Origin of the sequence: Sphingomonas sp. ERG5 (assembly GCF_000803065.1) — a bacterium.
Taxonomy (GTDB): Bacteria; Pseudomonadota; Alphaproteobacteria; order Sphingomonadales; family Sphingomonadaceae; genus Sphingomonas.
Genome location: NZ_JSXI01000045.1, coordinates 84,273 through 104,071, shown reverse-complemented (window position 1 = coordinate 104,071; position 19,799 = coordinate 84,273). Strand labels below are relative to the sequence as shown.

Below are 19,799 nucleotides of genomic sequence, written 5' to 3'. Positions count from 1 at the left end.
TTGCAATTGAGAATCGTTCGCGTTATCGCGAGTCATTCTCAATACGAGTCGGGACGCGCCTCCACCCATGAACAGCCCGGCCGCGCGGCAAAAGCCACGGCGCAAGACCTTCTGGCTCAAGCAGCTCCACACCTGGCACTGGATCAGCTCGGCCGTGAGCCTGATCGGGCTGTTGCTGTTCGCGGTCACTGGCTTCACGCTCAACCATGCGGTCGATATCGAAGCCAAGCCTGTGGTCAGCGAACGCGCCGCGCAGCTGCCCGCGCCGCTGCTGCCGCAAATCGCGCCCAACGACGCGCCCGACATCAAGAAACCCCTGCCCGCACCGGTCGCGCGCTGGGTCGAAAAGACCTTCTCGGTCGGCGCGGGCGGCGACGCCGAATGGTCGGCCGACGAAGTCTATCTGCCGCTGCCCCGCCCCGGCGGCGATGGCTGGGTAACGATCCAGCGCGCGAGCGGCGCGGTGACGTCGGAGTTCACCGATCGCGGCTGGATCAGTTACCTCAACGATCTCCACAAGGGCCGCAATGCGGGCAAGACGTGGAGCTGGTTCATCGATATCTTCGCCTTTGCCTGCCTGATCTTCGCGCTGACCGGGCTGGTGCTGCTCTGGCTCCACGCCGCCAAACGCCCGGTCACCTGGCCGCTGGTCGCGCTGGGCTTCGCCATCCCCGCGATTATCGCCGTCATCTTCATCCATTAAGGGATCCGATCCATGCAGCTTCGCCACCATCTCATCCTGACCGGGACCGCCGCCGGCCTGATCGCCGCCGGCCCCGCCACCGCGCAGTCGGTCGATGTGTCGATCACCGTGCCGCGCCTGACCGTCGCCGAATATCACAAGCCCTATGTCGCGGTGTATCTGGAAGCCACGGGCGCCCCCGCCCGCACGTTGTCGATCTGGTACGACGTGGCCAAGGCCAAGGACGAAGGCCGCAAATGGCTCAACGAAGTGCGCGGCTGGTGGCGCGCCTCGGGCCGTACCGGCAGCTATATCGCCGATGGCAGCTCGGGCGCGACGCGCGCGCCGGGGGTGCAGAAGATCAGCGTCAATGCCGCCAGGCTCGGCGGCCTCAAGCCCGGCCAGTACACTTTGGTGATCGAGGCCGCACGTGAAGTCGGCGGCCGCGAAGTCGTCCGTTTGCCCTTCACCTGGCCGCTCAAACCCGGCCAGACGATCCAGGCCGCCGGCAAGACCGAACTCGGCGCCGTCTCCGCAACCTTCAAGCCCTGACCGGCAACCCTGAGAGGATCGCCACCATGACCACGCTCCGCGCCAAGCTGCTCGCCGCCGCCCTCGGCACCATCGCGATCGCCGCGCCACTCCAGGCGCATCGCCTGTGGATGCTGCCCTCGACCACGATCGTGTCGGGCGACGACGACTGGATCACGTTCGACGCCGCCGCGTCGAACGACCTGTTCTTCCCCGACCATCAGCCGCTGCGCGCCGAACCCGCCGTGGTTCAGCCCGACGGCACGCCGGGCAAGGTCGAGCACATGAATATCGGCCAGTACCGCGCGACCTTCGACCTGCACATGGCGCAGAAGGGCACCTACAAGCTGGTGGTGCAGAACGGCGGCGTGATGGGCAGCTTCAAGGTCGGCGGCGTCGAGCAGCGCCTGCCGCGCGGGACGAAGGCGGAGCAGCTCGCCACCGCGATCCCGGCCGGCGCGACCGATGTGAAGCTGGCCGAATCGATCAACCGCAACGAAGTGTTCGTGACCGCGGGCGCCCCGACCCAGACGGCGCTGAAGCCGACCGGCATCGGCCTGGAACTGGTGCCGGTCACGCATCCGAACGACCTGGTCGCGGGCGAGCCGGCGACCTTCCGCTTCACCGCCGACGGCAAGCCGGCGGCAAAGCTGACCGTCACGGTCATCGCCGGGGGCAGCCGCTATCGCCATTCGGTCGATGAAAAGACCTTCACCACCGATGCCCAGGGGCAGGTCGCGATCACCTGGCCGGCGGCGGGCATGTACTGGATCAACGCCAGCGCCACCGCGCCAAGCGTCGTCATTCCCAATGCGGAGAAGCGCATGAGCTACACCGCCGTGCTTGAAGTGCTACAGCCCTGACCATGTACCAGCCGCGTATCGCCATCCCGCCGGACGTCTCCGTCGCAGCCTTTCGGCGGCGCAGCCCCGGTGCGGGTGTCATCGGCCTGGGCGGGGCGACGATGGGCACGACATGGAGTGCCCGGATCGTCGCATCACGCCCGGTGGCCGAGCTGCGCGCGGCGATCGAACAGGCGCTGGACGGCGTCATCGCCGAGATGAGCCATTGGGAACCGGCGTCGCTGCTGTCGCGGGTGAACGCCGTGCCGATCGGCGACTGGCACAGCTTGCGCGCCGACCTGGCCTATGTCCTCGATGCCGGGCTGACCGTGGCACGCGCGAGCGGCGGCGCGTTCGATCCTGCCACCGGCACGCTGGTCGACCTCTGGGGCTTCGGCCCCGCCGGCAGGCGCGCCACACGACCGACGCGCGAGGAGATCGCAGCCGTCGCGTCAGGCTGCAGCGCAGTCGAACGGCAAGGCAACCGGGTCCGCCGTACCGCCAATGTCCGGATCGACCTGTCGGGCATCGCCAAGGGCTTCGCGGTCGATGCGCTGGCCCGCGCGCTGCTTGCGCTTGGCGTGCGCGATTTCCTGGTCGAGATCGGCGGCGAGTTGCGCGGCGAAGGCATGAAGCCCGACGCCCAGCCCTGGTGGGTCGATCTCGAGCCACCGCCCGGCGCGCGCCTGACCCCGATCCGGCTTGCGCTACATGGCGTCTCGGTCGCGACCTCGGGCGATTATCGCCGCTTCTTCGATGCCGACGGCCAGCGCTATGCCCACACAATCGACCCGCGCACCCGCGCGCCGCTGGTCAATGATGTCGCATCGGCGAGCGTGATCCATGCCGAATGCATGATGGCCGATGCCTGGGCCACCGCGCTGATGGTGCTTGGCGCCGACCAGGGCATGGCGCTGGCCGAGCGCGAAGGGCTGGCGGCAAGGATCGTGGTGCGCGACGGCGCCGGTCATCGCGAGTTTCTGTCGAGCACGCTGCAGGCAATGCTCGATTAAGCGCGGCGAAACGCCCATCCCCGGACAGGTCGCGCCCTGTTCTTTCCTGTTATCGGCGCGCAATTTTTTCCGACCTGTTAAGTTGGATTTTCAGCGCGGATTATCGATTATTTTTCAGCGCGTTAACCTCCATCCACCTGTTATTCAATAACAGGTGAAAAACAGGTCGATAACAGGTGGAACAGGACCTGTTATCGCCCGAACAGATGGCGGCGCGCCGTTCATATCTGCCAGCGATGAGAAAGAGCGCGGCTGGACGCTGGGTAGCATCCCGCCCGGCGCCACGCTGTCATTGCTGTCGGGAGCGTTGAATCGGCTGATCGCGGGTGGAACTCGATCACTCCTCCCCTATCACGGAGAAAGGCGAGCAAAGGGAGCGCCCAGCACGCAGCCCCCGGGTTCGCGGCGCGGATATTGTGCCGCTTAGGCCTCGGCCCAGCGCCGCAGCAGATTGTGATACACGCCGGTCAGCCGGATCACCGCGGCATCGCCCTGCCCCTGCGCCGCGGCGACCGATTGCACGCCCTGGTCGAGTTCGAACAGGATGCGCCGCGCGCCATCGTCGCGCACCATCGACTGGATCCAGAAGAAGGAAGCGGTGCGGGTGCCGCGCGTGACCGGCTCGACCTTGTGCAGGCTCGATGCGGGATAGAGCAGCATATGCCCGGCGGGCAGCTTGACCGATTGCCGGCCGAACTGATCCTCGACCACCAATTCACCGCCGTCATATGCCTCGGGCGGTTCGAGGAAGAGCGTCGCCGACAGATCGCTGCGGATGCGGAAATCGCTGCCGCGGCGGATGCGGATCGCGTTGTCGACATGCAGGTCGAACGCCTGGCCCCCGGCATAACGGTTGAACAAGGGCGGAAAAACCTTGAGCGGCAAGGCCGCGGCCACGAACAGGGGCGACGCGGCGAGCGCATCGAGCACCAGATTGCCGGCGCGCTTCGCCGCGTCCGAGTCCTCGGGCAATTGTTCGTTGCGCTTGGCCAGCGCGCTTTGCGCACCCGAGGTCGCATTCCCATCGATCCAGTCGGCCGCGTCGATCAGCGCGCGCACCGCGGTAATCCCGCCCGCATCGAGCACATCGGGAATCGCGATCATCATTTGACGCCGCTCCGCAATGCCGCGACGCCGCGGGTGGGGAAATCCGGCACATCCGACGCCGCGAGCCAGGCGGCGGCCTTGTCGATAAAGGCCGGGGTCGCCGTTTCACCGACCCGGGCGAGCCAGCCCAGCGCCTCGTCGATCCGGCCCGCGTCACCGAGCAGGCGGGCATGATTGAACCGGCCGCGAAAATCGCCGCCCTCGGCCGCCCTTGCATAGCAATCGGCGGCGATGGCCATGTCGCGTTCGACCACCCAGCCATCCTCATGGAAGCTGCCGACGAAATTGATCGCCTTGGCATTGCCCAGCGCCGCCGCCTTTTGCAGCCAGCCGAGCGCCGCCGGCTTGTCCTCGACCACGCCATCGCCGAGCGCGAGCAAGGTCGCGTAATTATACATCGCCCAGTCGAGCCCTTGTTCGGCGGCGATGCGGTAGCATTCGGCGGCCCGTGCCCTGTCCGGCGCGATGCCCCAGCCAAGATCGTAGCAGCGCCCGACCATGTTCAGCGCCATGACATGGTGCTGCGCCGCCGCCCGGGTGAACCAGCCAAGCGCGGCGCGCGGATCGGTCGCGACACCCGCGCCATCGAGCAGCATCTGACCGTACACCGCCTGCGCCTCGGCCACGCCGGCTTCGGCCGCCTGGCGCAGAAACGCCGCGCGCTCCTCCGGCGAGGCGGAGAGGCGCGCGGCGATATCGTCGGGCGTCAATGTGTCGAGGGTCTGGCGATCCATGATGCCAGCTAACCACTCGCCGCCGTTCATGTCGAGCCGAACGGCGGTCGGGCGATTGGCCTCAGAAGCCGAAGCTCAGCGTCGCAAAGGCCGAACGCCCAGGGGCGATCGATGCATAATGCGCGGTATAGGCCTGGTTGAAATAGGTCTTGTCGGTCAGGTTCTGCACATTGACCGCCAATTGCACCTTGTCGGTGAATTTATAGGCGATGCGCGCATCGAAACGGACATAACCGGGAATGGTCCGCGCGATGAACTTCGTCACCGGGCTGACCGTCACGACGCCCGCCGCTGTCTGCGTCGCGGCGCGATTGTCCGAATATCCCCCGAACACGCGGCTGGTGTAGAAGGCGCCGCCACCGAACGAGAATTTACCCACGTCCAGATTGGTCCACAGCGTGGCGCTGTGCCTCGCGGTCTGTGGCGCCTGACGGCCGGTGTTGACCGAGGTGACCTGAACGGTCTTCGCCGGCTGAAGCGTGGTCGTCACCCCACCAACGGTCTGCGTGATGGCCGGCGCCGTCAAGGCGGTGAAACCGCCATCGGTAATCGTCGGATCAAGATAGGAATAGCCGCCGAATGCGGTCCAGCCCGGCAGGATCGTCCCGTTGATACCGAATTCGATGCCACGGATGCGGCGCTTGCCGATGAACTCCACCGTATTGTTCGGCCCGGTCACGCGGGCATTCTTGGTGTCGGTCTGAAATACGGCAAGGCTGAGATTCAGCTTCTGATCGAACAGATCGACCTTGGCGCCGACTTCATAGGATTTGGTCCGCTCGATCTTCAGCGAGTCGAGCAAGGCGAGAGCCGCCGCATTGTTGGTGGTGCCGAGTCCATTGCCTTCCTGCCCTTCGCCGAGCAACGAGTTGGGCGGCGTCGCTGAGGTTGCATGGCTGGCGTAGAGGCTGCTGTTCTTGGTCGGCTTGAAGACCAGTCCGACCTGGTAATTGAAGATCTTGTCGGTGCGCTCCAGCTCGAACACGCTGGTCGCGGTGATCGGCTGGCCCGGACGCACTTTCGAGGTGAAACGATCGTAGCGCGCACCAAGATTCAGGATCAGCGGTTCGGCGAGCGTAATCGAATCGAACGCATAGACACTCTGCGTGCTGGCGTCGTTCTGCGTCTCCGCGATCGCCAGATTACGGACGATCGGCGCCGCGACGGTCGAGCTGTCGCTGCTATAGTTGACGAAATTGTCGTTCGGATTCGGATTGAACAAGCTGGTGCAATAGAAACGCGAGATCGCCTCAGGTGTGCAGCGTGCAGGCGCGATCGTCGAGCCGGTCGAGAGAAGCTCATTGCCGGCGGCGTTGACATAACCACGCGTCACGAACGTGCCTCGGCGCGACTTTTCCCAGGAAAATTCGGCACCGACGGCGAAGCTGTGCTTGATCCCGCCGGTATCGAAATCGCCGTACAGATCGGTCTGATTGACGATGCTTTCAGCATAGCCATAGCGGGTATTGGCACGACGCCAGACCAGGCCACCGGCAGTCGCCGGCACGTCGCCGATCGGCGCGACGGTATCCGTGCCGAAGACATTGCCCTGCTGATCGTCCGGCTGAGTGTAGATGTACGCCTGATCGTTATGGGTGTAGCGCGACGTGTTGCGGATCGTCACCGACCCAAAATCATGTTCGAAGCGCAGCGTCGCCTGATTGGTCTTCGCATCACGGAAGTCGCGATTCTTCAGGCCGTAAAAGGTCGAGCGATCGACAACGCCCGTCTTGCCCGCGATCGTCGTTACCGTGCCGATGGCCGGTTCCGAATAGTTGTTGCCGAGCGGGGCGTTGCCGATGGTGTAGAGGTAGGGAATGCCGCTGTCGGGCAGTTCGTGGCTTTCCATATAATAATAGGAAGCGGTCAGCCGGGTCGGCGTGCCGAGCCCGATGGTGACCGATGGCGCGACACCCCAGCGGCGCTGCCAGATGGCATCGCGCCCGGCGACGTCCTGATCATGCCACATGCCTTCGACGCGGAAGGCAATGGTGTCGCTGATCTTGTGGTTCAGGTCGACGGTGGCGCGCTTGTAATCGGCGGTGCCATAGCTGATCGCGGCGTTCACGAAATCGGTCGCGCGCGGCAGCTTCGACAGGATGTTGATCGACCCGCCCGCGCTGCCACGGCCGCCCAGCGACGAATCCGACCCGCGCACGATCTGGATCGACTCGACCGCGAACACTTCGCGCGTCTGGGCCGAAAAATCGCGTACGCCATCGACATAGGTGCTGCCCTGGCTGTCGAAGCCGCGGATGAAAGGGCGGTCGCCGATCGGGTTGCCACCCTCGGCCGCGCCGAACGTGATGCCCGGAACAGTGCGCAGGGCATCGGCGAGACTGGCCGAGCCGGTCTGGTCGATCACGTCGCGCGGCAGGATCACGACCGAGCGCGGGGTATCGATTTGCGGCGCGACGTCCTTGGGCGAGGCGTTGGGCAGATCGCGACGGTCGGTGACGAGGATATCGTCCTCGCGGCGCTGCCCGGCATTGGCTTCGCTGGCGGCTTCATCGGCGGATGCGGCATCCACACCATCCTTGGCCATCGCCGGCGCGGTGACGAACGCACCGACGCATGACAAAGCAAGGAAAGCGGGCACAGCAGCGCTGCGTGAAACGGTGCCTGGACGGCGCATGACGGTAATCCCCTTAGAGTTGAGGGGCGGCTATTGCGAGTCACTCTCATTGTCAACGCTACTGAGAGTAATTCTCACCACTGTGGCAGAAAAGCCAGCTGCGCAGGGCGCTTGCGAGATTGGGCGGCACCTCCGCCTTGATCCGTATCGCGTCGATCTCGGCGATCAGCGCATTGAGCGGCAGCGCGCGTGCCGTGGCGGCAGTTTCGAGTGCCGCCCAGAAGACGGGTTCGAGGCTGATCGACGTCTGGTGTCCGGCGATCGTCACCGATCGCTTGGCCGGCCCGGCAAAGCCGCCGGGCGGGGCAATGATCGGCGCGATTATAGCGGCGGCCCGGCCAGCGACCGTCCGGCCATACCGAGCAACATCACCGCCCACACCGCGATACCCGCCTGTCGCGCGCCGATATTCACAATAATATCCGCATGCCGAGCGACGCCGCGGACGACAGCAGCCGGTAGCCGATCGTGCCAATCGGCGGCAACCATTGCAGCGCCATCGCGCTGACGCCGACCATGACGACCGTCAGCGTGAACCACAGATGATCGAGGCGCAGTTCTCCCTTTCGGCCCGCCCTGACGAACAGCAGGACGACAAGCGCCAGCGGGACGCCGATCAGGAGAAGGAGACCCGTATCCATGCCCAATCCTATTCCGTGTCGAACAGCGCGGCGAGCTGTTCGATGATCGTACCGCCAAGCTGATCGGCATCCATGATCGTCACCGCGCGCTGGTAATAGCGCGTCACGTCATGGCCGATGCCGATCGCCACCAGCTCCACCGGTGATTTGGTTTCGATCCAGCCAATCACTTGGCGCAAATGACGTTCGAGGTAGCTGCCTGAATTCACGCTGAGCGTGGAATCATCGACCGGCGCGCCGTCGGAAATCACCATCAGGATCTTGCGTTCCTCGGGCCGCCCGATCAGCCGGCCATGTGCCCAGAGCAATGCCTCGCCATCGATATTTTCCTTGAGCAGCCCTTCGCGCATCATCAGCCCAAGCGACGCCTTGGCGCGGCGCCATGGCTCGTCGGCCTTTTTATAGACGATGTGGCGGATGTCGTTGAGCCGGCCCGGCTGTGGCGGGCGTCCGGCGGCAAGCCAGGTCTCACGCGCCTGCCCGCCCTTCCACGCGCGGGTGGTGAAGCCGAGAATCTCGGTCTTGACCCCGCAACGTTCCAGCGTGCGCGCGAGAATGTCGGCGCTGATCGCGGCGATCGAGATCGGGCGGCCGCGCATCGAGCCGCTATTGTCGATCAGCAAGGTGACGACGGTGTCGCGGAAATCGGTCTCGCGCTCGACCTTGTAGCTGAGCGAAAGCATCGGATTGACCACGATCCGCGCCAGCCGCGCGGCGTCGAGAATGCCCTCTTCCTGGTCGAAGTCCCAGCTGCGGTTCTGCTGCGCCATCAGGCGGCGCTGCAGCCGGTTGGCGAGCTTGGTCACCACGCCCTGAAGATGGACGAGCTGCTGATCGAGATAGGAACGCAGCCGCGCCAGTTCGTCGGCGTCGCACAATTCAGTCGCGGCGATCACTTCGTCATAGGCCGTGGTCCAGGCCTTGTAATCGAATTGCGCGCCGAAATCCTGCAGCGGGCGGTTGGGGCGGACCGGCAGCATGCCTTCCTCGCCCTCATCGCCGGGCTCGCCGTCCATATCGTCATACTGGTCGTCGCCCTGCTCGCTCGACTCGCCGTCCTGCGATTCGGCGTCGCGGTCCTGGCCGCGCGCCTCGATCTCGCTCTGGCCTTCCTCGCCCTCGCTCTCGCCCTCTTCGCCGTCGTCGGACTGCTGGTCCTCGGTGCCTTCGTCGTCGCTGCCGCCTTCCTCGCTATCGTCGGGGATCAGGTCGCCCTCGATCAGTTCGAGATCCTCGAGCAGGCGCGTCGCAAGCGTCGCAAAGGCGCGCTGATCGTCGATCGCCAGTGCCAGCGCATCGAGGTCATGGCCCGCCTTGTCCTCGATCCAGTCGCGGATCAGCGCCATGCCCATCGCGGTGGTGGCCGGCGCCTGTTCGCCGGTCAGCCGTTCGCGCACCATCAGCCCGAGCGCGGTCGACAGCGGCACTTCCTCCCGGGAGCGCGCGCGGGTGATCGGGTCGGCGCGCAATTTCATGTCGAGCGCGGTCGCCAGATTGGCAGCGATGCCGGCATAGCCGCGCGACCCCAGCGCCTCGACGCGCGCGCCTTCGACCGCGTCGAACACCGCGCGCGCCACGGCGTCGCCCGGTGCGGTCTTCGCATGCAGCGCGGAATCATGATGCTTGAGCCGGAGCGCGAAACCATCGGCGAAACCGCGCGCTTCCGCGACCTGATCGGCCGGCAGGGTCCGCGCCGGCATCGGCACCTTGATATGCTTGCCCGACTGAGTCGGCGCGTCGGCGGTAAAGGCGAGCTCGATCTCGGGTTCGTCGGCAAGTGCGCGCGACGTGCCGCCGAGCACGGCCTTGAACTGATCGAGGGGGGTTTCGGTGGCCATGGGCTTTCTGTGCAGGGCCGGACGCGCGAAATCAATCTCCGCCATGCCCGGGTCCGGCATACACGGTCGCTTAAGCCTATCGTGCGAGACTTGCCGTGAGATCGAGTGTGGAGCCTCGCCGCGTGCCGACGCTATTGCTGGAACATCCGGTCGGTTTCCCGATCGCCCTGATCCGCGCCTTGCTGCTCGAGCAATGCCCGCGCATCAGCTGGCGCGTCGGCGAAGAGGATTATGGCGGCAAGGACGATGTCGCGACGCTCGAACGGCCGCAGACGATCATCGGACGCTTGCCGGACGGCGATTTGATGCTGGTCAGCATCGAATATCGGCCCGACCAGCCTTACCGGCCCGCCAACGGCCATACCCCGCCGGCGCATCATCATCATATCGCGATCAGCCGGCCATCGACCGAGGACGATACGCTGGCGCTGAAGGTCGCGGTGATCGTCTGCACGACGATCGCCCAGCAACAGCCGGGATCATTCCTGCAACTGGAAGCGGGCGGCAACTGGCTCGATCATGGCGACATGTCGACCGGGCTGGCGCTGCTCGCGCGCGGAGTCGATTTGCGGCCGCTGCTGCAATGTGGCGTGCCCGAAACGACCGGTGTCGTTGCCCCGCCGATTTCGCGCAACGCCGATCCCCCTGCCCCATTTCCCGAACCGCAAGTGGTCGAGCCAGAAGACGACGGCCAGGTTTCGCTCGCGTCGATGACCATCATGCTTGACGGCGACGTGCATATCGACTGGCCGCTGATCGACGAGGTGCTGGGGAGGTTCGACCCGGATGGCCGCTGGAAAAGCATCGCCGCGCCGGGCGGCATGGGCTTTGTCCGAGGCCGCGGATCACTGGTCTTCGCCTGGCTGCCGCTGCCGATGGACCCTGAAGCGATCGACAATGCGCTGCAGCGCAGCTTCTGGTTCCAGGGCGACCGGAACCGGATCGCCCGGCATCGCCAGCATGTGACCGTGCATATAAAGTCGCCGGCCGATTTCGAGAGCATGCGCATGGTCGCGATGGTCGCGACGCTGGTGATCGGCATGATCGCGCGCGAACCGCAGGTTGCGGGCGTCTTCAACAATCAGGTCAACACGCTGTTTGACGCAAAGATGGCCGAGGGCTTTCTCGGCGTGGTCACGAATGGCGAGATTCCGATCCAGCTCTGGACCTGGACCGCGCCCGATTCGATGGCGGACGGCAATGTCTGCCTGACCACGGGCGGGCTGATGCCGTTCCTGGGGTATGAAGTCGAGGTGTGGAACGCGCCGTATCCGGTTGCGATGGTCGGCGACAAGCTCAGCGAGCTGCTGCGCTATCTGTTGCTGAAAGGCCCGGTGATCCGTCACGGCGACACGGTCGGTACAACCGCCGAGGATCAGGCGATCCGCTGCTTTTTCGGCGAAAGCCGCGCGCGGCGCGAAACCCCGGTCCGGGCGATGTTCGTCGAATTCGGCGAGCCGGCGGCGGCGCAGCCACGCCCCGATCCGGTCCCATCGCCGCCGCTCCGGCCAAGTCCGGGCGGATTCGCCCGGCGCCCCGGCGGCTTCGGTCGCAAGGGGCTTTAGGGCTCCAGATCACGCACCGTAACGGCTGGATGAGGCGGTTTTCGGCGCCGCGCCGGACCGCCCCTGCCGCCGCACGCCCAAAACACGCCGCATTATGCGACATAATCGTCTCAAATTGTCACAAATCGACCTGAACAGGATTGGATTCTCTTGCAGGAAATAAAAAAGCATGATTTGTCCCGGTTGCGCATTTTGAATCGATAGGCGGATCACACGAGGAGTCGGTCTTCACCGTGACGGTGGACCAAAGACTCCCAACCCAAGCCATCGAGATGCGCAACGGGGAGACAAAATGAAGATCGACACGCTTTTCCGCTGCGCGACCTCGGCCGTCGCGCTGATCTATTCCGGTGCGGCCCTGGCTCAGGCGACGCCGCCGCAAGCGACGGATATGTCCACCGAACAGGCCGGCACGGACCAGGCCGCTGCGGACTCCACCGACGATGGCCGGGAAATCATCGTCACCGGATCGCGCATCCGCCGCAACGGCTTCGACCAGCCCACCCCGACCACAGTGATCGGCGATGTCGAATTGCGGCAGGGCGCGCGCGCCAATATCCAGCAAGTCCTGAACGATCAGCCGCAATTTCGCGCCACGGTCACGCCGCAAGTGTCCAATGGCAACACCTCGACCGGCACCGCGCCAGTCGACCTGCGCGGCCTCGGCATCAATCGCGCGCTGACATTGCTCAATGGCCGGCGTTTCGTCGGCGAGAATAACCTCAACTTCGTGCCCACCGGCCTGATCCAGCGCATCGACGTCGTGACTGGCGGCGCCTCCGCTGCCTGGGGTTCGGGCGCGGTCGCCGGGGTGGTCAACATCATCCTGAAGGATGACCTGGAAGGCCTGACGGTCGGCGGGCAAAGCGGCGTCTCGTCACGCGGTGACGGCGCACGTTATGGTGTGGACGCCAGTTTCGGCACCAAATTCGCCGGCGGCAATGGCCATTTCATGATCGGCGCGGAATATATCAAGGACAAGGGTATCCCCGACCGCAACTCGCGGCCCAACCTGGGCAGTGCCGCGATCGTCCGGGTCAATCCGACCAGCCTGACCGATTTCTCGACGCGCCTGACGCGTGACGTGAACTATGGCAATATGAGCTCGGATGGGCTGATCACCACCGGCGTGCTGGCCGGGCAGACCTTCAACGGAGATGGCACGCTGCGCTCGTTCCGGGGCGGCACCCCGCTCGGCGCGGGCCCCTTTCCCGGACAGATGATCGGCGGCGCGGACGGCGTCGGGCTCTATGACAATGTCGCCGCCTCGACGCCGTTCGACCGGCTCAACGTCTTTGGCCGGGTAAGCTATGACCTGGGCGGGGCGACGATCTGGGCCGAAGGAAGCTATGGACGCTCCACCAGCAATGCGCCTTTCCTGACCGACTTCCTCGTCCCGCCGCTGACCATTTCGGCGACCAACCCGTTCCTGTCCGCGGCGATCCGCAATCAGCTGGCGGCAGCGGGTGAGACGAGCTTCACCTATGGCCGGGTGTTCAACGATATCCTGATGCTGCGCTTCAACACCAAGCGTGAGAACAAGGAAGGCGCGATCGGCATCAACGGCACCTTCGGCAAGGGCTTCACATATCGCGCGCATTACAGTCATGGCGAAATCCATAGCGACGAGCGGCTGGAGAATTCGCGGATCGAGGCCAATTTCGACAAGGCGATAGATGCGGTGTCGAGCGGCGGGCAGATCGTCTGCGCGGTCAATGCCGATGCGATCACCACCAATGACGACCCGGCATGCCGGCCGCTCAACCCGTTCGGCCGGTTCAACGCGTCGCCCGGCGCGGTGGATTATGTCACCGGTACGCAGCAGCAAAAAACGATCGAGAAGCTCGATTCGATGGGCGCCGAAGTGCAGGGCGACCTGTTCTCGCTCTGGGCAGGGCCAGTCACGGTGGTGGTCGGCGCCGAAGCGCGGTGGGTGAAGACCTCCTCATCGCGCAATGCCGATGCGATTGCCGGCATCTTCTCCTTGCCGGTTTATGTCAGCGATCTGAATGGTGGCTTCAACGTGAAGGAAGCCTTTACCGAAGTCTCGCTGCCGGTGATCAATGCCGAAGGGGTTGCGAAGGTCGAGCTCAATGGTGCAGCGCGCTATTCGGATTACAGCAACAGCGGCGGCATCTGGTCGTGGAAGGTCGGCGGCACGGCGCGGCTGTTCAATGATATCCTGCTGCGCGTGACGCGGTCGCGCGATATTCGGTCGCCCAACCCCGACGAATTGTTCAGCCAGCGCAACATCAATGTCGGCGCGCTGGTCGATCAGGACAGTGCGGGCCGGGGCTCGGTCCCGGGCTATACGGCGACGCCGGCGACTGTGACCACCTATAGCGGCGGCAACCCCAACCTGGTGCCGGAAATCAGCAAGGGGTGGACGGTCGGCGCCACCTTCTCGCCATCCTTCTTCCGCGGCCTCAGTTTCTCGGTCGATTATTATGACGTCAACATCAACGGTGCGATCACGACGCTGTCCGCGTCGAACCTGACGCTGCTTTGCTCCAAGGGCAATTCAACGGCGTGCAGTCAGATCATCCGCAACCCGACCACGCAGACGGTCGAGACGGTGTTCTCCAATTCGCAGAACATCGCCAGCTTCTCGACCCGTGGCCTCGATATCGAAGCATCCTATGTGCTGCCCTTGTCGAAGGTCAGCAGCGGGATGAAGGGGACGGTGCGGGTGCGTGCGCTGGCGACCTATATCAACCGTTTCATCTTCGATACCGGGCTCACCCGCGTCGATACCGCGGGCGATGTCGGCAATGCGACGGCAAACAGCGTTCCAAAATGGCGTGGCACGCTGGGGGTAAGCTATCAGGGTGACGTTGTCGGGTTCGACGCCCGCCTGCGCTATGTCGATGGCGGCCTGTACAACCGTGCGCTGACCACGCTGGTGAACAACAAGGTCGCGTCGCGGACCTATGTCGACCTTGGCGCGCAGTTCAAGGTGATGGATCGCTTCACCCTGTTCGGCAACGTCAACAATGTGTTCGATGCTCCCCCGCCAATCACCACGGCGGGCAGCCCGCATTATGACATTGTCGGCACCTATTTCACCGCCGGCGCGCGCGTGAAATTCTGACGCGCCGGACGCACCGCCGCTCCAATCGGGGCGGCGGTGATCCGGTTCCGAATCAGCCCATATCGACCGCAGCATTGGAGTGGCGGACATGACGAAGTACAACCCGAAAACCCTGGCCGCCGGGGTCCTGATCCTGATCGCCCCAACCGCGGCGATCGCATCCCCGGCTGCCGCGCAGACCGCCCCGGCCGCGGCACCGGTCGCGATCAGCCCGGCCAGCCTGTCGACGCTGCCGGCCTTTATCGACGGGGTGATGGCCGAACAGATCGCCACGCGCGAAGTGGCGGGGGCGGTGGTGACGGTCGTCTACAAGGGCAAGGTGCTGTTCACCCGCGGCTATGGCTATGCCAATATCGAAAAGCGCATCCCGGTCGATCCGCAGCGTACCCTGTTCCGACCGGGATCGGTATCGAAGCTGTTCACCTGGGTCGCGCTGATGCAACAGGTAGAGCAGGGCAAGGTCGATCTCGACGCCGATGTGAACACTTACCTCGACTATAAGATTCCCACCTTTGGATCGGCGCCGATCCGGGTTCGCGACCTGTTGCAGCACACGCCGGGGATGAGCGACATCGGTGGCATCACGGCGGAGAATGAAAGCAAGCTGGTGCCGTATCGCGACTGGATGAAGGCACATATCCCCGCGCGGGTCTGGGCGCCGGGTAGCGAGATTTCCTATTCCAACTATGGCGCCGCACTGGCCGGCTACATCGTCGAGCGCGTCTCGGGCGAACCCTATCCCGACTATGTCGAGAAACACATCTTCCGCCCGCTCGGCATGATGACGACGACGTTCCGGGAGCCGCTGACCGGCGCAATGCGCGACCATATGGCGACCGGTTATGTGGTGAAGGATGGGCGTTTTTCCGCCACGCCGTTCGAATATTACAGCCTGGTCATGCCCGCCGGATCGGCCTCGGCGACCGCACCCGACATGGCGCGCTTCATGCTCGCCTTGCTCAACAAGGGGCAACTCGGCACGGCGCGAATCCTGACCCCGGCGTCGGTCGCGTTCCTCGAAAGCAATTCGATCGCCAATGCCCCGCACCTTGCCGGAATGGCGCATGGTTTCATGGTGCATCGTGAAGCCGGGCCGCGCGTGGTCGGCCATGGCGGCAATACGATGGATTTCCATTCCAACCTGTCGATCGCGCCGGCGGCGGATTTCGGTTTCTTCATGTCGTTCACCGGCGGGACCGGGAGCTATCTCGGGCGCACCGAACTGAGCGATGCGATCATGGGCAAGCTCTTCCCGCAAAAGCCCGCGCCGCGCTGGACCGGTACCGAGCCGTCGCCGCCGCTTGGCGCCTATCGCAGCAATCGCCGCGACTATGCCACGCCGGTCGAACCCGAAGGCGACATCAAGGTCTCGATGCCGTCAGCGCATATCGTCCTGGTCGAGAATGGCGGACGCAAGACGTCGTGGGAGCAGGTCGGACCCAATCTTTACGAGCTGGTCACCGGCGCGCGCGACGGTGGCCCCTATGACCGGCTGGAATTCTACGGCACGCCGCAGGATCCGCGCCTGTCCTTCGCGGCGCAGCCGCACGTCACCTATCATTTCGTGAAACCCTGACCGCGAGGATCTCGCGGCCGGCACCGGTCAGGCCGCGAGATCCTTGCCTTCGTCCTGCGTGCGTTCCTCATGGATGTTGATCAGCGAGTTCATCAGATTATCCTCGCCGCTCGACATGACCCCGATCGTCACGGCCTCCTCGCAGCCCTCGGCGACGAGATAGGCATGGCCCATCGAGGAATCGATATAGATTGATTCCCCCGCGCCGAGCTCAAGCGGATCGTAGAATTCGGTGTGGACGACGATCCGCCCTTCGACCACGAAGATGAATTCCTCGCCGCCATGGCTGACGAGACTGCCGAACTCTTCCAGCGACTTGGCGCGGATTCGCGTCAGGTTCGGGATCATGCGCTTCTGCCGCAGCTCAGTGCAGAGATAGTAATAATCGTAATTGGCGGTGTTGACGCGAACCGCGCGATCAAGCGTCCCGATGCTGCGTCGCGCCATCACCGTCGGCGCTGCCGAGCTTTCCTCTTCGACGAACAATTCCGACATGCGGATGTTGAGCCGCTCGCTCAGCTGCTGCAGCTTGTCATAAGTCAGCGTCAGCCGGTCATGCTCGACCTTGGACAGCGTCGACACCGGGATGCCGCTGCGTTCGCTCATCTGCTTCAGCGTCCAGCCGTTGCGATTGCGTAACCCCTTCAGCAACGCGCCGAGTGTGAGTTGACTGCCTTGCATCGTCGCACTCTCCTAATCGCCCTCGCTTGACGTGTCCTGATCAGGACAATAACATCCCATGCGGGATAAGTCGCTCAAGAAGCAAGTATGAACATCGTTGAAACTAGCATCACTCGTGTCGATCACGCAATTCGATCGGAATGAGCGGCACGCCCTGAACGTGCGGCCGCATCTGAATCGAGCAAAGGGGAGAAATCAAGATGACGCCATGGACCCGTGCGATCGCGGTCGCTCTCTCCGCCACCACGCTGATCTCGGCAACGCCCGCGCGCAAGCCGGCGGCCCCGGCCTATGACACGGTATTGAAGGGCGGCACCATCTATGACGGGCTGGGCGGCGCGGGCGTGATCGGCGATGTCGCGATCAAGGGGGATCGCATCGTCTATGTCGGGCCAAAGGCCCCAGGCGCGGCGCGCACCACCATCGATGCCAAGGGACTGGCCGTGGCGCCGGGCTTCATCAACATGCTCAGCTGGGCGGTCGAATCGCTGATCGCCGATGGGCGCGGCCTGAGCGATATCCGGCAAGGCGTGACGCTGGAGGTATTTGGCGAAGGCGACAGTTTCGGGCCGATGACGCCGGAGATGAAGAAGCTCGCGACGGATCGCCAGAGCGATGTGAAATACCCGGTCGAGTGGACCACGCTTGCCGACTATCTCGACTGGCTGACCAAACGCGGCATCGCCCCCAATGTCGCATCGTTCGTCGGTGCAACCACGGTGCGCGCCAATGTGCTGGGCGAGGAGGATATCGACCCGACGCCGGCGCAATTGCAGCAAATGCGCGCGCTGGTCGCCAAAGCGATGCGCGACGGTGCGATCGGGGTCGGATCGTCGCTGATCTACGCACCCGCCAGCTATGCCGAGACGCCCGAACTGATCGCGCTGGTCGATGAGGTTGGGCGCTGCGACGGCCTGTATATCAGCCATATGCGCTCCGAAGGCGACCGCCTGCTCGAAGCGATCGACGAACTGATCGAGATTTCGCGCAAGACCGGTGCCCGTGCCGAAATCTATCACTTCAAACAGGCGGGCAAGGATAACTGGCCGAAGATCGACGCCGCGATCGCCCGGGTCGAGGCAGCGCGCAAGGCGGGCCTGAAGATCACCGCCGACATGTACCCCTACACCATCGCCGGCTCGGGGCTCGACGCGTCGATGCCGACCTGGGTGCAGTCCGGCGGGCTGGAGAAGTGGATCGAGCGCATGAAGGACCCCAAGGTTCGCGCGCGGCTGACCGACGAAATCCGCAAGCCGGGTGTCGGCTGGGAGAATATGTATCGCGCCTCGGGCGGCGCCGACGGGCTGATCGCGGCCGGCTTCAAGAGCGAGAAGCTGAAACCGTTGACCGGCAAGACGATCGCCGAGATCGCGGCGATGCGCGGCACCTCGCCCGAGGAAACGATGATGGACCTGGTGATCGAGGACGGCAGCCGCGTGGGCATCATCTATCGCATCATGGACGAAGCCAATGTCGCGCGCGCCGTGGCGCTGCCCTGGATGAGCTTCGGGTCGGATGCCGATGCCCAGGCGCCCGAGGGACCGTTCCTGAAATCGCAGCCGCACCCACGCACTTATGGCACCTTTGCCCGGGTGATCGGTCATTATGCCCGTGACGAGCGGCGCATGCCGATGGCCGAGGCGATCCGGCGCATGACGTCGCTGCCCGCGGCGAATCTGGGCATCAAGGAGCGTGGCCGGCTCGCACCCGGCTATCATGCCGACATTGCGGTGTTCGACCCCAAGACTTTTGTCGATCATGCGACGGTGCAGCAGCCCCAGGCTTTCGCCACCGGCATGCGCACGGTGTTCGTCAATGGACAGGCAGTGCTGCGCGATGGCCAACCCACGACGAACCGCCCGGGTCAGGTCGTGCGTGGCCCCGGCTGGACCGGTTGGCCAGGCGGCGGTGCGTGCCGCAAGCGATAGCCGCCTACTGAGCGAATTCGGGCAGCACGATATGCCCCGGTGCAAAGTCGCGGTTCATGATCACCGTCGCCTCGCCTGATTTCGCATCATAGGCGAGCAAGGTGATGACCGCGCCCTCGATAATCTCATGCGCGGGGAGCTTGACGGTCGAGAGCGTGTGACGCGCGCCGGGCAATGGTCGCATCCGGCCGAAGCCCGAGGCCTCGAGGTCGAACGACACGCTGCCCTTCTCCCCGCCGCTGCCGGCGTAGCGCAGCTTCACCATGCTGTCCCCGCCCAGTGGCAATCCCTCGATCAGGCCATATTCCGCCTTCGGGATGGCATAGGGCAATTTACCCTTGCCCTTCGCCCCGACCAGAAATGCGTGATCGAAGAAGGAATCTCCATCGGCATCGATCAGGCAATAGCGCGTGTCGAGCTTGGTCGGGCGCAGCGCGCCGACCAGCCCGAACAGCATCTGTCCGGTCATCTGCTTGCCGATCGACCCTTCCTTGCCCTCCTCGCAAAACACCCGCTGCGGATCGCCGGGCAGGCCCGGTACGCTGGCCGCTGCGAGCACCATGCCGCGCGCGAACGCCCGCTGCTCGCCCGCCTGGTCGAGCCTGACCGGTTCGACAATGATCGCCGCGTCGGGCCGGCCAAGCACGCTCATCGCAACGATATTGCCTGGCATGACCTTCTGTTCGCCCGCCTGGGTCAGCGATGGCAGCAACCGCAGCGGCGGCGCGCCGATCTTGTAGTCGGCGGCGGCGACCAGCAGCGGCACGACGGCCGCGAGTGCCATCATATGGAGAAGACGAGTCGGGCGAACGCTATGGTGATGCATGCACCCTGCTACCAGATCACATCGCAACCGAATGCAGCAATTTGGGATCGCGGATGATTGGCCGATCGAACGGATCGCGACGCACATCTGGTAAACCCAATGCACGCAG

At 64.6% G+C, this 19,799-nt stretch carries 16 protein-coding genes; 8 read left to right on the top strand and 8 right to left on the bottom strand.

The window, feature by feature from the left end:
- Positions 1–67: 67 nt before the first annotated feature.
- Genes OO12_RS15960 through OO12_RS15945 form a run of 4 tightly spaced genes read left to right on the top strand, consistent with a single transcriptional unit; the run spans position 68 to position 3,068 of the window.
- Positions 68–703: a PepSY-associated TM helix domain-containing protein gene (locus OO12_RS15960; protein ID WP_034159692.1), complete on the top strand. Its 636-nt coding sequence runs from the start codon at positions 68–70 to the stop codon at positions 701–703.
- Positions 704–715: 12 nt separating this feature from the next.
- A complete protein-coding gene (locus OO12_RS15955) occupies positions 716–1,234 on the top strand; it encodes a DUF2271 domain-containing protein (RefSeq protein WP_034159691.1) in 519 nt (172 codons plus the stop codon).
- Positions 1,235–1,260: 26 nt separating this feature from the next.
- Complete coding sequence (locus OO12_RS15950) at positions 1,261–2,076, top strand: DUF4198 domain-containing protein (RefSeq protein WP_034159690.1); 816 nt, start codon at positions 1,261–1,263, stop codon at positions 2,074–2,076.
- Positions 2,077–2,078: 2 nt separating this feature from the next.
- Positions 2,079–3,068 (top strand): FAD:protein FMN transferase, encoded by a 990-nt coding sequence (locus OO12_RS15945; protein WP_235364823.1) that lies wholly within the window; start codon positions 2,079–2,081, stop codon positions 3,066–3,068.
- Positions 3,069–3,491: 423 nt separating this feature from the next.
- On the opposite strand, the gene OO12_RS15940 is transcribed toward OO12_RS15945, so the two are convergent.
- The 6 genes from OO12_RS15940 to cobT all read right to left on the bottom strand — a co-directional run bounded on the left by OO12_RS15940 (position 3,492) and on the right by cobT (position 10,023).
- A complete protein-coding gene (locus OO12_RS15940) occupies positions 3,492–4,175 on the bottom strand; it encodes a Fe2+-dependent dioxygenase (RefSeq protein WP_034159689.1) in 684 nt (227 codons plus the stop codon).
- On the bottom strand, positions 4,172–4,909 hold the full coding sequence (locus tag OO12_RS15935) for a tetratricopeptide repeat protein (protein ID WP_034159764.1): 738 nt from the start codon (positions 4,907–4,909) through the stop codon (positions 4,172–4,174). The genes OO12_RS15940 and OO12_RS15935 overlap by 4 nt, the downstream gene beginning before the upstream one ends.
- 61 nt (positions 4,910–4,970) lie before the next feature.
- A complete protein-coding gene (locus OO12_RS15930; protein WP_034159688.1) occupies positions 4,971–7,544 on the bottom strand; it encodes a TonB-dependent receptor in 2,574 nt (857 codons plus the stop codon).
- A gap of 58 nt (positions 7,545–7,602) precedes the next feature.
- A complete protein-coding gene (locus OO12_RS15925) occupies positions 7,603–7,866 on the bottom strand; it encodes a ribbon-helix-helix domain-containing protein (protein ID WP_034159763.1) in 264 nt (87 codons plus the stop codon).
- Positions 7,867–7,954: 88 nt separating this feature from the next.
- Entirely contained in the window at positions 7,955–8,185 is a 231-nt protein-coding gene (locus OO12_RS15920) for a hypothetical protein (RefSeq protein WP_034159687.1), read from the bottom strand.
- Positions 8,186–8,193: 8 nt separating this feature from the next.
- Positions 8,194–10,023 (bottom strand): cobaltochelatase subunit CobT, encoded by a 1,830-nt coding sequence (gene cobT / locus OO12_RS15915; protein ID WP_034159686.1) that lies wholly within the window; start codon positions 10,021–10,023, stop codon positions 8,194–8,196.
- A 122-nt stretch (positions 10,024–10,145) separates the two neighbouring features.
- On the opposite strand from cobT, the gene OO12_RS15910 reads away from it, so the two are divergent.
- From OO12_RS15910 to OO12_RS15900, 3 genes are all read left to right on the top strand, one after another.
- Complete coding sequence (locus tag OO12_RS15910) at positions 10,146–11,588, top strand: DUF4261 domain-containing protein (RefSeq protein WP_034159685.1); 1,443 nt, start codon at positions 10,146–10,148, stop codon at positions 11,586–11,588.
- A gap of 292 nt (positions 11,589–11,880) precedes the next feature.
- Positions 11,881–14,679: a TonB-dependent receptor plug domain-containing protein gene (locus OO12_RS15905; RefSeq protein ID WP_034159684.1), complete on the top strand. Its 2,799-nt coding sequence runs from the start codon at positions 11,881–11,883 to the stop codon at positions 14,677–14,679.
- An 88-nt stretch (positions 14,680–14,767) separates the two neighbouring features.
- The gene (locus OO12_RS15900; protein ID WP_052215934.1) at positions 14,768–16,255 is read left to right on the top strand and encodes a serine hydrolase domain-containing protein; all 1,488 of its coding nucleotides are present in this window, start codon (positions 14,768–14,770) and stop codon (positions 16,253–16,255) included.
- Between the two features lie 27 nt (positions 16,256–16,282).
- Here the strand turns inward: OO12_RS15900 and OO12_RS15895 are convergent, their stop codons facing one another.
- Complete coding sequence (locus OO12_RS15895; RefSeq protein WP_034159683.1) at positions 16,283–16,936, bottom strand: helix-turn-helix domain-containing protein; 654 nt, start codon at positions 16,934–16,936, stop codon at positions 16,283–16,285.
- A gap of 200 nt (positions 16,937–17,136) precedes the next feature.
- On the opposite strand from OO12_RS15895, the gene OO12_RS15890 reads away from it, so the two are divergent.
- Entirely contained in the window at positions 17,137–18,864 is a 1,728-nt protein-coding gene (locus OO12_RS15890; RefSeq protein WP_034159682.1) for an N-acyl-D-amino-acid deacylase family protein, read from the top strand.
- Positions 18,865–18,868: 4 nt separating this feature from the next.
- Here OO12_RS15890 and OO12_RS15885 read toward each other — a convergent pair whose 3' ends face one another.
- Positions 18,869–19,648 (bottom strand): hypothetical protein, encoded by a 780-nt coding sequence (locus OO12_RS15885; protein WP_160296826.1) that lies wholly within the window; start codon positions 19,646–19,648, stop codon positions 18,869–18,871.
- Positions 19,649–19,799: the final 151 nt, after the last annotated feature.